Here is a 13,857-nt window from a genome sequence, read left to right as displayed (position 1 = left end):
CCCGGCGGCTCGCTCCACGGCCCGCGCTTACGCCACCACTCGCCGTCCGACATCACCCAACACCCCGCCTTGCCCGAGCCCGTCCCCGCCGATCGTGACGCTACCCATCCGGCCCCCGCCCACGCGAGCCCGGGCCGCCCGGATGATCGACAGCCGCCCGCGACTCATCCCGCACCGCCACCCGACGCGACTAACCTAGGTCGAATGACCACATCGCAGGGCCCCCAACGCCCCGGGAAGTCCGCCGCCGGCCCCCGCACCCTCGCCGAGGAGCTCCGCACCCGCCCCGACGACGACCTCGCCGCCCTGCTCCGGTCCCGCCCCGACCTGCTCAATCCCGTCCCCGGCGACCTCACCCAGCTCGCCGCCCGGCTCTCCTCCCGTGCTTCCGCGCTGCGCGCCCTGGAACGCCTCGACCGGTTCACCCTCCAGGTCGCCGAGGCCCTGGCCGCCGCCCCCGACGGCGCGTCGCTCGCCACCGTCCGGACCCTGCTGGCCGGCCCCGCCAAGGTGAAGCCGCACCCCGGCGCCACCCCGCTCACCACCGCCGACCGCGCCGCCGTCGCCGCCGCCCTCCCCCGGGCCCTCGCCACACTGCGCGACCGCGCCCTGCTCTGGGGCCCCGACAACGGACTGCGCCTGGTCATCGCGGTCCGCGAGGCCCTCACCCCGACCGCCGCCAACCCCGGCCGCACCGGCCTCGGCCCGACCCTCGCCGAGGCCACGCCCGGAATGTCCCCGGCCCGGCTGCAGCAACTACTCGCCTCCGCCGGCCTGCCCGCGACCCCCGACCCGGTCACCGCCGTCGCCGCGCTCACCGCGCTGCTCACCGACCGCGCCCGCTGCGACGCCCTGCTCGCCGGCGCCCCCGAACCGGCCCTGCGCCTGCTGGACCGCCTGGTCTGGGGCCCGCCCACCGGGACCGTCCCGGACGCCACCCGCCCGGTCACCGCCGAGGACGCGCAGAGCCCGGTCGAGTGGCTGCTCGCCCGCGGTCTGCTGCTGCCCACCAGCCCCGGCAGCGTCGTGCTGCCCCGCGAACTCGCTCTGCACCTGCGCGGCGGCCGCACCCACCGCATGACCGAACCGGTCCAGCCCGAGCCCGTACCCGACGCTCCACCGCGCGATCCACAGGCTGTGGACAGTGCCGCCGCCGGCCAGGCCCACACCGCCGTCCGGATCGTCGAGGAACTGCTCGACCTCTGGGGCCTCACCCCGCCCGCCACCCTGCGGGCCGGCGGCGTCGGCGTCCGCGACCTCAAGCGCACCGCCCAGGCCCTCGAAACCACCGAGCGCCAGGCCGCCTTCTGGCTCGAACTCGCCTACACCGCGGGCCTGCTGGCCCCCGACGGTGAGGCCGACGAACGCTGGGCCCCCACCCCCGGGTACGACGCCTGGCTCCAGCAGGACACCGCCGGACGCTGGGCCCGGCTGGCCGGCTGCTGGCTCACCGCCACCCGCGTCGCCGCCCTCACCGGCAGCCCGGACGGCAAGGGCAAGCCGCGGGCCGCGCTCGGCCCCGAACTCGACCGCACCCTCGCCCCGTCCGTCCGCCGGGCCACTCTCGCCCTGCTCGCCGAACTGCCGCCCGGCACCCCCGCCACCGCCGACGAACTGCTGCCCACCCTGCGCTGGCAGCGCCCGCTGCGCGGCGGCCCGGCCACCGGCGAGGGCCGCGATCTGCGCGACGACCTCACCGCCTGGACCCTCGCCGAGGCCGAACTCCTCGGTGTCACCGGCCGCGGCGCCCTCGCCGCCCCCGCCCGCGCCCTGCTGACCGCCGAGGCCGACCCGGCCGAGGTGCTCGCCCCGCTGCTGCCGCGCCCGCTGGACCACGTCATCCTCCAGCCGGACCTCACCGCGATCGCCCCCGGCCCGCTGCTCGCCCCGCTCGGCCAGGCCCTCGCGCTCTGCGCCGACATCGAGTCCAAGGGCGGCGCCACCGTCTACCGGTTCACCCCGGAGTCCGTCCGCCGCGCGCTCGACGCCGGCCGCACCGCCGCCGACCTGCAGGTCTTCCTGGAGCAGCACTCCCGCACGCCCGTACCCCAGCCGCTCACCTATCTGATCGACGACGTCGCCCGCCGGCACGGCGTGCTGCGGGTCGGCGCCGCCTCCTCGTACCTGCGCTGCGACGACCCGGCGCTGCTCGCCGAGGTGCTGGCCGACCGGCGCTCCGTCGATCTGCGGCTGCGCCTGCTCGCCCCCACCGTCCTGGCCTCCCAGGCCGCCCCCGACGTCCTGCTCGCCGCCCTGCGCACCATGGGCTACGCGCCCGCCGCCGAGTCGGCCGAGGGCGATGTCCTGATCACCCGCCCGGACCGCCACCGCACCCCGCCGCGCGCGGCCCCCGTCCCCGTCCCCGACGGCCCGCCCACGCCCGACGACACTCTCCTCGCGGCCGCCATCAAGGCCATCCGGGCCGGCGACCGCGCCGCCACCGCCATCCGCCGCGAGCCCACCCCCGACCCGCGGCAGCTGCCGCGCACCGCCGCGGCCGAGACCCTCGCCGCCCTGCAGACCGCCGTCCTGCTCGGCGAGCGGATGTGGATCGGCTACCTCAACGCCGAGGGCCTCGCCAGCCAGCGCATCATCGACCCGGTGAAGGTCGAAGGCGGCTACGTCACCGCCTTCGACCACCACGCCGACGAACTCCGCACCTTCGCCCTCCACCGGATCACCGGCGTGGCCGAACTGGAGGACTCCGCCTGACCGCCGGAACGGAGCCCGGCCGCCGGGACGGAGCCCGCTCCCCGGGGCGGGCCCTGCTCACCGCAGCGGGTCAGTGCGCCTGCCCCTGCTGCATCTTCTCCTTGATCGCCTGATCGGCCAGCGTGCCGATCTCGCTCTGGCCGACCGGCAGGCTGCCGCCGCTGACCAGATCGGCGAGCAGGAACCCGCCGGCCGCGAACGGGCCGCCGGTCTCGCCGAGGCCCGCGAGGGCGTGGGCGGAACCGGCGGAGGAGGCGGTGGCGGCGAAGGCCGTACCGGCGAGGGCGAGGGCTGTGAGGACGCGCTTCGACTTGTTCATGCCCGGCTCAACGACGGAGCGGCCCCCCGGTCACCGCCCGGCCCACCGACCGCCCGGGCGGCGGACAGCGGCTCCGGCCCCTCGAAGGCGGCCGAATCACGGTGGCCGCCCGCGTCCGCCACGAAATGCGCGACACTGGAGGGTCTGCGTCGGACCAGCCGGTCAGACCAACCGGTCAGACCAACCGGTCAGACCAACCGGTCGACCCGGCCGGTCGGCCGGTCATCAGTCCAGCCTGTCAGTGTCAGCCAGTGGAGGGCTTCCCCGCGTGAACGACGGACCGCTCATCGTCCAGAGCGACAAAACTCTTCTCCTGGAGATCGACCACCCCAAGGCCGCCGACTGCCGCCGCACCATCGCGCCGTTCGCCGAACTCGAACGCGCCCCCGAGCACGTGCACACCTACCGGATCACCCCGCTCGGGCTCTGGAACGCCCGCGCGGCCGGGCACGACGCCGAGCAGGTGGTCGACGCCCTGGTGACGTACTCGCGCTACCCGGTACCGCACGCACTGCTCGTGGACGTGGCCGACACCATGGCCCGCTACGGACGGCTCCGGCTCTCCAAGCACCCGACCCACGGCCTGGTGCTCACCAGCACCGACCGGCCGGTGCTGGAGGAGGTGCTGCGCTCCAAGAAGATCGCCCCGCTGGTCGGCGCCCGGATCGACCCCGACACCGTCGTCGTCCACCCGTCCGAGCGCGGCCAGATCAAGCAGGTGCTGCTCAAACTCGGCTGGCCCGCCGAGGACTTCGCCGGGTACGTGGACGGCGAGGCGCACCCCATCGAGCTCGACCAGAACGGCTGGCAGCTGCGCCCGTACCAGGCCCAGGCCGTCGAGGGCTTCTGGCACGGCGGCTCCGGCGTCGTCGTCCTGCCCTGCGGCGCCGGCAAGACGCTGGTCGGCGCGGCGGCCATGGCCGAGGCCAAGTCGACCACCCTGATCCTGGTCACCAACACCGTCTCGGCCCGGCAGTGGAAGCACGAACTGGTCAAGCGCACCTCGCTCACCGAGGACGAGATCGGCGAGTACAGCGGGACGAAGAAGGAGATCCGCCCGGTCACCATCGCCACGTACCAGGTGATGACCACCAAGCGGAAGGGCGTCTACGCCCACCTGGAGCTCTTCGACGCCCGCAACTGGGGCCTGGTGGTCTACGACGAGGTGCACCTGCTGCCCGCGCCCGTCTTCAAGTTCACCGCCGACCTCCAGGCCCGTCGCCGCCTCGGTCTGACCGCCACCCTGGTCCGCGAGGACGGCCGCGAGGGCGACGTCTTCTCGCTCATCGGCCCCAAGCGCTTCGACGCGCCCTGGAAGGAGATCGAGGCGCAGGGCTACATCGCGCCCGCCGACTGCTGCGAGGTCCGCGTCACCCTGACCGACACCGAGCGGCTCGCCTACGCCACCGCCGAGCCCGAGGAGCGCTACCGCTTCTGCGCCACCACGGCGACCAAGCGTCGGGTGGTGGAGGCCCTGGTCAAGAAGCACGAGAAGGACCAGACGCTGATCATCGGCCAGTACATCGACCAGCTCGACGAGCTCGGCGAGGTCCTGGACGCCCCGGTGATCAAGGGCGAGACCAGCAACGCCCAGCGGGAGAAGCTCTTCGAGGCCTTCCGGAACAAGGAGATCAGCGTCCTGGTGGTCTCCAAGGTCGCCAACTTCTCCATCGACCTGCCCGAGGCGACCGTCGCCATCCAGGTCTCCGGCACCTTCGGCTCCCGCCAGGAGGAGGCCCAGCGCCTCGGCCGCGTCCTGCGCCCCAAGGCCGACGGCCACGCGGCCCACTTCTACTCCGTGGTGGCCCGCGACACCGTCGACCAGGACTTCGCCGCCCACCGCCAGCGCTTCCTGGCCGAACAGGGCTACGCCTACCGCATCATCGACGCGGACGACGTGCTCTAGCGGGTCCGTACCCGCCGGTCCGTACCCGCCGAGGATCAGTACCCGACGCCGTCGCGCCCGAGGAAGACCACGCGCGCGGCGGTGTCCAGGGCGATGCCGACGTTGCGGACGGCCCTGGCCAGCGGGTTGCGGCGGCGGCCGGGGACGGTCGCGGCGGTCGCTCCGGCGGGGCGGGCGACGGACTTCTGGGTCGGCACCCGGGGGGTCGTGGCCGCTGCCCGGGGCGCCGTGATGTGTACGGTGCTCATGTCTTCAACGGTAGAACCCGGGCGCGCCGGACACATCACCCCAAAGGCCGTATCCGGCAGGACGGAGGTCGTCCTCCCGATGTACGGAGGCCCTGAGGGCCCCGTCCGGGGAAACCGGGGGTGGAACCGTGGGACCACCGGGTCTAGGATCGTTCGTCTGCCCCCTCCCGAACCGTGGTACCTGCTGAGTCCCGCAGGCAGCCGGGGGAGGCGCCGACCGTTCGGCAACCGGTCGGCTGTACCCACTGTGAGCTCCAACGATCCGCTGCGCCCGCTTCCGGGGCAGCCGGGAAGGTTCGCTGTGCCCGCCACCCCCACCACCGACCCCCTCCAGCGCGAACGCGACCATCTGGCCGCCTCCAGGGCCGCGCTGCGAGCGATGCGCGAGGACGTCCAGTCGCTGGACATCCGCGACGTGACCGGCACCTGGGTCACCGCCATCGTCCTCCAGAAGCAGATCGAGGCCCGGATCGCCGCCCTGGCCGACCTCTCGCACACCCCGCTGTTCTTCGGCCGCCTCGACTACCTGCACGCGATCAGCGAGGAGCTGTCCGAAGGCAGTGGAGGGGAGAACTTCTACATCGGCCGGCGGCACGTCCACGACGCCGACGGCGACCCGATGGTGATCGACTGGCGCGCGCCGGTCTCCCAGCCGTTCTACCGGGCCAGCCGGACCGCGCCGATGGACGTCGAGCGGCGCCGCCGCTTCGGCTACACCGGCGGCGAGCTGACCGCCTACGAGGACGAGCACCTCACCGACCCCGCCGAGTCGGACACCGCCTCCGCCCTGCTCGCCGCCGAGATCGAGAAGCCCCGCGTCGGGCCGATGCGCGACATCGTCGCCACCATCCAGCCCGAGCAGGACGAGATCGTCCGTGCCGACATCAGCGGCACGGTCTGCGTCCAGGGCGCCCCCGGCACCGGGAAGACCGCCGTCGGCCTGCACCGTGTCGCCTATCTCCTGTACGCGCACCGCGAGCGCCTCGCCCGGACCGGCACGCTGGTCATCGGCCCGAACAACGCCTTCCTCTCCTACATCGAGCAGGTGCTGCCCGCCCTGGGCGAGCTGGAGGTGGCGCAGGCCACCGTGCAGCAGCTGGTCGCGCATGTCGAGGTCCGGGGCGAGGACACCGCGGAGGCGGCCCGGCTGAAGGGCGACGCCCGGATGGCCGAGGTGCTGCGCCGGGCCGTGCGCTCGGGCATCACGCTGCCCACCGAGCCCTGCGTGGTGGTCCGCGGCTCCCGGCGCTGGCGCGTACCGGCCTACGAACTGGTCGAGATCATCGAGGAGTTGAAGGGCCGCGCGATCCGCTACGGTGCCGCCAGGGACGCGCTGCCGCAGCGGATCGCGCACACCGTGCTGCTGAAGATGGAGCAGGGCGGCGAGGCCCCCGACGACCGGGTGCAGGACGCGGTGGCCCGCAACCCGGCGGTCAAGGCGGTGGTCAAGCAGTGCTGGCCGCTGGTCGAACCGGCCAAGCTGGTCCTGCGGCTGCTCTCCGAACCGGAGTTCCTGGCCGAGTGCGCGGACGGCGTCCTCACCCCCGAGGAGCAGCGGACGGTGCTCTGGCCCAGGCCCGGCCGCTCGGTGAAGACCGCCCGCTGGACGGCCGCCGACGCCGTCCTGGTCGACGAGGCCACCGACCTGGTGCAGCGCACCCCCTCGCTGGGCCACGTGGTGCTGGACGAGGCGCAGGACCTCTCCCCGATGCAGTACCGCGCGGTCGGCCGCCGCTGCACCACCGGCTCGGCGACCGTCCTCGGCGACCTCGCCCAGGGCACCACCCCCTGGGCGACGGCCAGTTGGCCGGACGCCCTGCACCACCTGGGCAAACCCGCCGCCCACATCGAGGAGTTGACCAAGGGCTTCCGGGTGCCGGAGGAGGTCATCGCGTACGCCTCCCGGCTGCTGCCCGCGATCGCCCCGGGCCTGGCTCCGGCCAGTTCGGTCCGCGAGGCGCCCGGATCGCTGACGATTCGCCAGGTCGAGCGGGGCGTGCTGGCGGAGGCGGTGATCGCGGCCTGTCACCGGGCGCTGGAGCACGAGGGCTCGACCGGCCTGATCGCCGCCGACGAGCGCGTCCCACTGCTCGCCGAGGCGCTGGCCGCCGCAGGTCTGCCGCACCTCTCCCCCGGCGCCGAGACCAGCGCGGAGGCCCGGCTGACCCTCGTCCCGGCCTCGCTGGCCAAGGGCCTGGAGTACGACTACGTGGTGCTCGACGAGCCGGCCGCCGTGATCGCCGGCGAGCCCGACCGGCGGACCGGCCTGCGGCGCCTGTACGTGGCGCTCACCCGCGCCGTCTCGGGGCTCACGGTGCTGCACGCCGAACCGCTGCCCGAACAGCTGCGCTGACGACAGCGGGGCGACGGACAACGAACGACGAGTGACAACTGACAGATAACAGAGTCTGTTATCTGTCAGTTGTCACTCGTCACCCACCCCTCAGCCGTCGATCAGCGCCCGCCACTCGGCGACCCTGCCCGCGTCCACCGGCGACTGCCACCCGTCGACGCGCACCGCGCCACCGACGTGGAAGGCGTCGAAGCCGGCCGCCCGCAGGCTCGGCAGGTGCTCGGCCCGCAGCCCGCCGCCGATCAGGATCCGCTGGCCGTAACCGGGCTTCCCGGCCGCGGCCAGCTCCGCCAGCAGCACCTCCCGGCCCGCGTCCACGCCGCCGACCGCACCGGACGTCAGGAAGGTGTCCAGCCCGGGCAGCGCGCCGACGGCGGCGCGCACGGCGGCGCGGTCGGCGCTGTGGTCGATCGCCCGGTGGAACGTCCAGCGGCAGCCCGCCACGGCCTCGGCGACGGCCTCGGTGGCGGCCAGGTCGACGGCGCCGTCGGCGTCCAGGAAGCCGAGGACGAACTCGTCGGCGCCCTCGGCCCGGAGCGCGGCCGCGCGGGCGCGCAGCTCGTCCAGGTCGCCCGGCGCGAAGCCGTCCCGGATCCGCAGCATCACGCGCAGCGGGATGTCCACCGCCGCGCGGATCTTGGCGAAGTCCTCGACCGACGGGGTGAGCCCGTCGGCGGCCATGTCGGTGACCAGTTCGAGCCGGTCGGCGCCGCCCGACTCGGCGGCCTGGGCGTCCTGGTGCGTCAGCGCGATGACTTCGAGAATTGGTCTAGACATATCGGTAGACTGCCACATCCCGCGGCCCCCCGGCGAGCCCCCTGCGGCCGTTTGGCCGGGACCTGCCCTCCGGTCGCGGCCCGTCCTCCGGTCGTCACGCCGCCGGGCCGGGCCACCCGGCGGCGGCCCGGCCCGGTCCGATCAGATCGCGGTGCGCCATCCCTCCGTACCCGGGGGAACGCCGCCGCGCCGCCGCTTGACCAGAACCGCCGCCAGCATCAGCGCCACCGCCGCCGTACCGACCGGGAGCAGCCGCCAGATACCGCCGGCCTCCTCCCAGAGGCTGAACACGCTGAAGGCCGCACTCAGCGGCAGCATCGCGAGCCCCGCCGCGGCGGGCAGCAGCCAGCCGCGCACCACGGTGAGCACCAGGAACAGCGGAACGACCACCAGAACGGTCGACCACGGGGCGTTCATCAGGTAGCGGGTGTCGTAGTTCCCCTGGGCCGCGACCATGAGTCCGCCCAGGACCGCCGACGCCGCCATCAGCGCGCGCGGCCACCCCGTCGGGCGGCTCAGCAGGTCCCGTGGCGCGGCGATGACCAGCAGCCCGGAGAGCACGAACGGCACGACCGAGGTGCCCGTGTAGAGGGTCCACCACCAGCCCGTGGCCTCCGGCGCGAACGCGTCCCTCATGCCGAGCAGCCCGGTGACCACCACCCCCACCGCGAAGATCCGCGCCACCGTCCAGCTCCCCACCATCGCGGCGAGGGCCAGCAGGAGCGCCACCACCGGCTGCGCGATCATGATCGCCCGGCCCAGGCTCGTCTCCCCGGCGAAGTTCCAGGCGACGGCGTCCACATCGCTGAACCACGGCGACAGACTCGCCCCCGCGACCGCGGCCGCGATCAGTGGCGCGGCCGCCCCGAGCAGCCGCCCGCCGAGGGAGCTGGAGGTCAGCCTGGTCCGCACCCGCAGGCCGTACGCGGCGAGGTCGAGCGCCTCCCGGGCCAGCGCCTGCCTGCCCGCCTCGGCCGTGGTGTCGGCGAAGACCGCGGCCAGTTCGTCGCCGCGCTCGCGGCGGTAGCGGGCCGGGTAGAGCTGGAGCGCGACCCGCAGGACGACCGTCTGTGTGGTCATGACGGTGGGTGTGGTCATGTGAAGGTCCCCCTGACCCTCGGTCGGACAACGGCGAGGCGCCGCTCGGCCTCGGTGGCGACGGCACGCAGCCGTTCGGCCTCACCGGCCAGGGCGGCGCGGCCGGCCCCGGTCAGCGCGTACGAGCGCCGGGCCCGGCCGTCCACCACCTCCTCGGCCGCGACCTCGATCAGCCCCTGCTGCAGCAACCGGTCGAGGGCGCCGTAGAGCGTGCCCGTCCGCATCGTGACCCGGCCGCCGGAGATCGCGGCGACCTCCTGGATGAGCGCGTAGCCGTGCCGTGGGGCGTCGGCCAATGCCGTGAGCAGAAGCAGCGTGGGCTCCTGCATCGCACGTTCTGTCATAGGACTACATATATCGCTAACCTACATATAGGTCCAGTGGAACTCCCACCGGCCGACCCGCCCGACCCGCCCGACCCGCCCGACCCGGACGCCCAGACTGATCAGGACGACCCGACCGATCCCGACGCCCCGGCCACACCGTCCGCCCGGGCCAGCACAATGAACCCCATGCCGAACACGTCCGCCGCCGCCGGCCCGCCCGCCGCCGCCGATCTGCTCGCCGACTGGACCGCCCTGCTGCACCGCTGCGGCACCGGCACCGACCCCGAACCGTACGGGCGCGAGCTGCTGCGCCGCTGGGCCGAGCCGCAGCGCCGCTACCACACCACCGATCACCTGCGGGCGGTGCTGGGCCACGTCGACACGCTCGCCGGACACGCCGACGCACCGGACACCGTCCGGCTGGCCGCCTGGTTCCACGACGCCGTCTACCGCCCCGACCGCTCCGAGAACGAGGAGCGCAGCGCGGCCCTCGCCGTCCGGGCGCTCACCGAGGCCGCTCTGCCGGCCGCCCGGGTGGCCGAGGTCGCGCGGCTGGTCCGGCTGACCACCACCCACCGCCCCGCCCCCGGCGACCGGGACGGCGAGGTGCTCTGTGACGCGGACCTCGCCGTCCTCGGCGGCACCCCCGAGGCGTACGCGGCGTACGCGGCCGCCGTACGCGCGGAGTACGCCTTCGTCCCCGAGCCGGACTTCCGGGCCGGGCGCGCGGCGGTCCTGCGCCGGCTCCTCGCGCTCCCCGCGCTCTACCGCACCCCAGCCGCCCGCGAACGCTTCGACGCCCCCGCCCGAGCCAACCTGGCCGCCGAACTCGGCCTCCTGGAGGGCTCCGAGTAGGACGCCACGGACCGCGAACGCCCCGGGCGGCACAAGGGCCGCCGTCGCGCCCCGGAGCGCGACGGCGGCCGAAAGCGGTCCCGGCCGGGCGCGGTCTACGACAGCCGGCCGACGGGCGACACCACCGCCCCCTCCTTGCCGCACACCCAGTGCGGCTCGGGCCCGAGCTCCGGCTCCACGCCGAGCGCGTGCGGGTCCCCGTCCGCCGCGCACGCGGTGCACAGCGGCCACCGCCCGTACTCCTCCAGCAGCGCGTCCTGGACGTCCTGGGCGACCAGCCCGAGCACGTACTCGGCGCCGTCCGGCCACTGCTCCAGCCACCAGCGCCGGTGTGTCACGGCGTTCTCCACCAGCGACACCACGGCGGCGTCCGCCACGTCCCGGGCGGAGAGGTCGGCGAGGATCAGCGCCCGCGCGTTGTGCAGGGCGGTCTCGATGTCAGCGGTGTCACCGGTGGAAGCCATCCGTCCATTCTCCCGCAGAACGCCGCATGGGCGGCTCCCCGGAGGGAACCGCCCATGCGAGCGAGGAACTGCCCGATCCGATCGAGTCGGATCAGAAGTCCATGTCACCGCCCGGCATGCCGCCGCCGGCGGCCGCGGCGGCCTTCTCCGGCTTGTCGGCGATGACGGCCTCGGTGGTGAGGAAGAGCGCCGCGATGGAGGCGGCGTTCTGCAGCGCGGAGCGGGTGACCTTGGCCGGGTCGATGATGCCCGCGGCGACCAGGTCGACGTACTCGTTGGTGGCGGCGTTCAGGCCGTGACCGGCGGGAAGGTTGCGCACCTTCTCCACCACGACGCCACCCTCCAGGCCGGCGTTGGTCGCGATCTGCTTGATCGGGGCCTCCAGCGCGACCTTGACGATGTTGGCACCGGTGGCCTCGTCGCCCTCGAGCTCCAGCTTGTCGAACGCGACCGAGGCCTGCAGCAGGGCGACGCCACCACCGGCGACGATGCCCTCCTCGACGGCGGCCTTGGCGTTGCGGACGGCGTCCTCGATGCGGTGCTTGCGCTCCTTGAGCTCCACCTCGGTGGCCGCGCCGGCCTTGATGACGGCCACGCCGCCGGCCAGCTTGGCGAGGCGCTCCTGGAGCTTCTCGCGGTCGTAGTCCGAGTCGCTGTTCTCGATCTCGGCGCGGATCTGGTTCACGCGGCCGGCGACCTGCTCGCTGTCACCGCCACCGTCGACGATGGTGGTCTCGTCCTTGGTGATGACCACCTTGCGGGCAGTGCCCAGCAGGTCGATGCCGGCGTTCTCGAGCTTGAGGCCGACCTCCTCGGAGATCACGGTGCCACCGGTGAGGATGGCGATGTCGCCGAGCATGGCCTTGCGGCGGTCGCCGAAGCCCGGGGCCTTGACGGCGACGGACTTGAAGGTGCCGCGGATCTTGTTCACGACCAGGGTCGACAGGGCCTCGCCCTCGACGTCCTCGGCGATGATGACCAGCGGCTTGCCGCTCTGCATGACCTTCTCCAGCAGCGGGAGCAGGTCCTTGACCGAGCCGATCTTGGAGTTGGCGATGAGGATGTACGGGTCCTCGAAGCTCGCCTCCATACGCTCCAGGTCGGTGGCGAAGTAGGCGGAGATGTAGCCCTTGTCGAAGCGCATGCCCTCGGTGAGCTCAAGCTCCAGACCGAAGGTGTTGCTCTCCTCGACGGTGATGACGCCTTCCTTGCCGACCTTGTCCATGGCCTCGGCGATGAGCTCGCCGATCTGGGTGTCGGCGGCCGAGATGGAGGCGGTGGAGGCGATCTGCTCCTTGGTCTCCACGTCCTTGGCCTGGGCCAGCAGCTGGTCCGAGACGGCGGCGACGGCCTTCTCGATACCGCGCTTCAGGGCCATCGGGTTGGCGCCGGCGGCGACGTTGCGCAGACCCTCGCGGACGAGCGCCTGGGCCAGCACGGTGGCGGTGGTGGTGCCGTCACCCGCGACGTCGTCGGTCTTCTTGGCGACCTCCTTGACGAGCTCCGCGCCGATCTTCTCGTACGGGTCCTCGAGCTCGATCTCCTTGGCGATGGAGACACCGTCGTTGGTGATCGTGGGGGCGCCCCACTTCTTCTCCAGAACGACGTTGCGACCCTTGGGGCCGAGCGTGACCTTCACTGCGTCGGCGAGCTGGTTCATGCCACGCTCAAGGCCGCGGCGAGCTTCCTCATCAAAGGCGATGATCTTGGCCATCTGAAGTGGTCCTCCGGGACACGGTCGACTGCTCGGACCAAGGGGTGCCCGCGACGGACGGCCCTGGTGTGCGGGGGTCCTTTCCCCTACCGCTCCCGGGGGCCTCACCGACCCGGTCCGCTGTCACTCTCACGCTGTGAGTGCTAACGCCAATGATTAGCACTCTGGCAGGGCGAGTGCAAGCCCAATCGGCAACCCGCGAGCCGCACCGGCCACCCGCGGGCGGACGCGCGACGGGCCCCGGGCGCCACGTGCGGCGGCGCCCGCCGCCGCACGTGCCGACGGGCCCGTACGACGTGTGTCGTACGGGCCCGTCGCGAAGCAAGAGGCGCACCAGCCGATGGGCCGAGCCGAACTCCTGGGGTCGGAAAGGTCAGACCGCGGCGCGGACCATGTCCGCCTGCGGGCCCTTCTGCCCCTGAGAGATCTCGAACTCGACCCGCTGGCCCTCCTCAAGGGTGCGGTAGCCGTCCATCTGGATCGCGCTGTAGTGGACGAAGACGTCCGCACCACCGTCGACCGCGATGAAGCCGTAGCCCTTCTCCGCGTTGAACCACTTGACGGTGCCCTGAGCCATTCCGAACTCCCCTAGTGCTGTGCTGGCCCTTCACGCGCCCGCAGGTCGCGGGCCCGGGTCTGGTTTCGAGGCCGGCCCGGGGAACCCCCCCTGGACGCAGCCGTGCACGCCGCGGTCCCCCGCCGAGCCACCGGACGGCATCCGATGGGCGGGCGATCGCGTCGATCGCGGCTGAATGTATCCGGATCGACGCCCTCTGCAACAGGGTCAGTCACAGGGAATTCCCCGGGCCCGCCAGGTGACACCTCCGGTGAAATCAGGAGGAAATCGGCATTTCACGCCGGACATAGCGGACGAATTACTCAAATCCCCTTGAGAATTCTGACATCTGCCTGACATGTTTCACGGCCGTGCGCGCGGCGCCGGTCTCAGCGGCCGGACGGTCACCGGCGATACGGGTTCAGCCGGATTCGGGCGCCGGTGAAAGGGGAAGGGGAGCCCTGTTCCCAGCCGAGCGACACTCTACTCCGACTGGACCCGGAAATATTCCCGCCGAAATGCGGCCGGC

12 protein-coding genes are annotated in these 13,857 nt (G+C 73.3%); 4 read left to right on the top strand and 8 right to left on the bottom strand.

Features of this window, described 5'->3' with window-relative positions:
* Positions 1-204 precede the first annotated feature (204 nt).
* On the top strand, positions 205-2,712 hold the full coding sequence (locus ACIP82_RS15300) for a helicase C-terminal domain-containing protein (protein WP_363612578.1): 2,508 nt from the start codon (positions 205-207) through the stop codon (positions 2,710-2,712).
* Positions 2,713-2,782: 70 nt separating this feature from the next.
* Here the strand turns inward: ACIP82_RS15300 and ACIP82_RS15295 are convergent, their stop codons facing one another.
* Positions 2,783-3,031 carry a hypothetical protein gene (locus ACIP82_RS15295; RefSeq protein ID WP_363612580.1) on the bottom strand — a complete coding sequence of 83 codons (249 nt, stop codon included), beginning with the start codon at positions 3,029-3,031 and terminating at the stop codon, positions 2,783-2,785.
* A gap of 268 nt (positions 3,032-3,299) precedes the next feature.
* Between ACIP82_RS15295 and ACIP82_RS15290 the strand changes: the two genes are divergently transcribed.
* Positions 3,300-4,937: a DNA repair helicase XPB gene (locus ACIP82_RS15290; protein ID WP_363612582.1), complete on the top strand. Its 1,638-nt coding sequence runs from the start codon at positions 3,300-3,302 to the stop codon at positions 4,935-4,937.
* Positions 4,938-4,972: 35 nt separating this feature from the next.
* On the opposite strand, the gene ACIP82_RS15285 is transcribed toward ACIP82_RS15290, so the two are convergent.
* Positions 4,973-5,185 (bottom strand): hypothetical protein, encoded by a 213-nt coding sequence (locus tag ACIP82_RS15285; protein ID WP_363612584.1) that lies wholly within the window; start codon positions 5,183-5,185, stop codon positions 4,973-4,975.
* A gap of 301 nt (positions 5,186-5,486) precedes the next feature.
* Here ACIP82_RS15285 and ACIP82_RS15280 point away from each other — a divergent pair, with 301 nt between their 5' ends.
* Positions 5,487-7,538: a HelD family protein gene (locus tag ACIP82_RS15280; RefSeq protein ID WP_400653693.1), complete on the top strand. Its 2,052-nt coding sequence runs from the start codon at positions 5,487-5,489 to the stop codon at positions 7,536-7,538.
* Between the two features lie 90 nt (positions 7,539-7,628).
* Here the strand turns inward: ACIP82_RS15280 and ACIP82_RS15275 are convergent, their stop codons facing one another.
* The 3 genes from ACIP82_RS15275 to ACIP82_RS15265 all read right to left on the bottom strand — a co-directional run bounded on the left by ACIP82_RS15275 (position 7,629) and on the right by ACIP82_RS15265 (position 9,757).
* Positions 7,629-8,315, bottom strand: a complete 687-nt coding sequence (locus ACIP82_RS15275) for a copper homeostasis protein CutC (RefSeq protein ID WP_400653692.1) — start codon at positions 8,313-8,315, stop codon at positions 7,629-7,631.
* A 141-nt stretch (positions 8,316-8,456) separates the two neighbouring features.
* Positions 8,457-9,395, bottom strand: a complete 939-nt coding sequence (locus ACIP82_RS15270) for a hypothetical protein (protein ID WP_400653691.1) — start codon at positions 9,393-9,395, stop codon at positions 8,457-8,459.
* 14 nt (positions 9,396-9,409) lie between these two features.
* Complete coding sequence (locus ACIP82_RS15265; protein ID WP_363612592.1) at positions 9,410-9,757, bottom strand: PadR family transcriptional regulator; 348 nt, start codon at positions 9,755-9,757, stop codon at positions 9,410-9,412.
* A 168-nt stretch (positions 9,758-9,925) separates the two neighbouring features.
* Between ACIP82_RS15265 and ACIP82_RS15260 the strand changes: the two genes are divergently transcribed.
* Positions 9,926-10,594: a hypothetical protein gene (locus tag ACIP82_RS15260; RefSeq protein WP_363612594.1), complete on the top strand. Its 669-nt coding sequence runs from the start codon at positions 9,926-9,928 to the stop codon at positions 10,592-10,594.
* Positions 10,595-10,689: 95 nt separating this feature from the next.
* Here ACIP82_RS15260 and ACIP82_RS15255 read toward each other — a convergent pair whose 3' ends face one another.
* From ACIP82_RS15255 to ACIP82_RS15245, 3 genes are all read right to left on the bottom strand, one after another.
* Complete coding sequence (locus tag ACIP82_RS15255) at positions 10,690-11,058, bottom strand: hypothetical protein (protein ID WP_400653690.1); 369 nt, start codon at positions 11,056-11,058, stop codon at positions 10,690-10,692.
* A 91-nt stretch (positions 11,059-11,149) separates the two neighbouring features.
* Positions 11,150-12,772 carry a chaperonin GroEL gene (gene groL / locus ACIP82_RS15250; protein WP_363612598.1) on the bottom strand — a complete coding sequence of 541 codons (1,623 nt, stop codon included), beginning with the start codon at positions 12,770-12,772 and terminating at the stop codon, positions 11,150-11,152.
* 373 nt (positions 12,773-13,145) lie between these two features.
* A complete protein-coding gene (locus ACIP82_RS15245; RefSeq protein ID WP_030289665.1) occupies positions 13,146-13,349 on the bottom strand; it encodes a cold-shock protein in 204 nt (67 codons plus the stop codon).
* Positions 13,350-13,857 lie beyond the last annotated feature (508 nt).

Origin of the sequence: Kitasatospora sp. NPDC088548 (assembly GCF_044753005.1) — a bacterium.
In the GTDB taxonomy this organism is placed as follows: domain Bacteria; phylum Actinomycetota; class Actinomycetes; order Streptomycetales; family Streptomycetaceae; genus Kitasatospora.
The sequence above is the reverse complement of the archived record's forward strand: the minus strand, read 5'-3'. Positions and strand labels throughout refer to the sequence as shown.

Excerpts from the sequence above, each read along its gene's own strand:
- groL (WP_363612598.1), bottom strand. The coding sequence starts at position 12,772 with ATGGCCAAGATCATCGCCTTTGATGAGGAAGCTCGCCGCGGCCTTGAG.
- ACIP82_RS15260 (WP_363612594.1), top strand. The coding sequence starts at position 9,926 with ATGCCGAACACGTCCGCCGCCGCCGGCCCGCCCGCCGCCGCCGATCTG.
- ACIP82_RS15295 (WP_363612580.1), bottom strand. The coding sequence starts at position 3,031 with ATGAACAAGTCGAAGCGCGTCCTCACAGCCCTCGCCCTCGCCGGTACG.
- ACIP82_RS15285 (WP_363612584.1), bottom strand. The coding sequence starts at position 5,185 with ATGAGCACCGTACACATCACGGCGCCCCGGGCAGCGGCCACGACCCCC.
- ACIP82_RS15265 (WP_363612592.1), bottom strand. The coding sequence starts at position 9,757 with ATGACAGAACGTGCGATGCAGGAGCCCACGCTGCTTCTGCTCACGGCA.
- ACIP82_RS15270 (WP_400653691.1), bottom strand. The coding sequence starts at position 9,395 with ATGACCACACAGACGGTCGTCCTGCGGGTCGCGCTCCAGCTCTACCCG.
- ACIP82_RS15275 (WP_400653692.1), bottom strand. The coding sequence starts at position 8,315 with ATGTCTAGACCAATTCTCGAAGTCATCGCGCTGACGCACCAGGACGCC.
- ACIP82_RS15255 (WP_400653690.1), bottom strand. The coding sequence starts at position 11,058 with ATGGCTTCCACCGGTGACACCGCTGACATCGAGACCGCCCTGCACAAC.
- ACIP82_RS15245 (WP_030289665.1), bottom strand. The coding sequence starts at position 13,349 with ATGGCTCAGGGCACCGTCAAGTGGTTCAACGCGGAGAAGGGCTACGGC.
- ACIP82_RS15300 (WP_363612578.1), top strand. The coding sequence starts at position 205 with ATGACCACATCGCAGGGCCCCCAACGCCCCGGGAAGTCCGCCGCCGGC.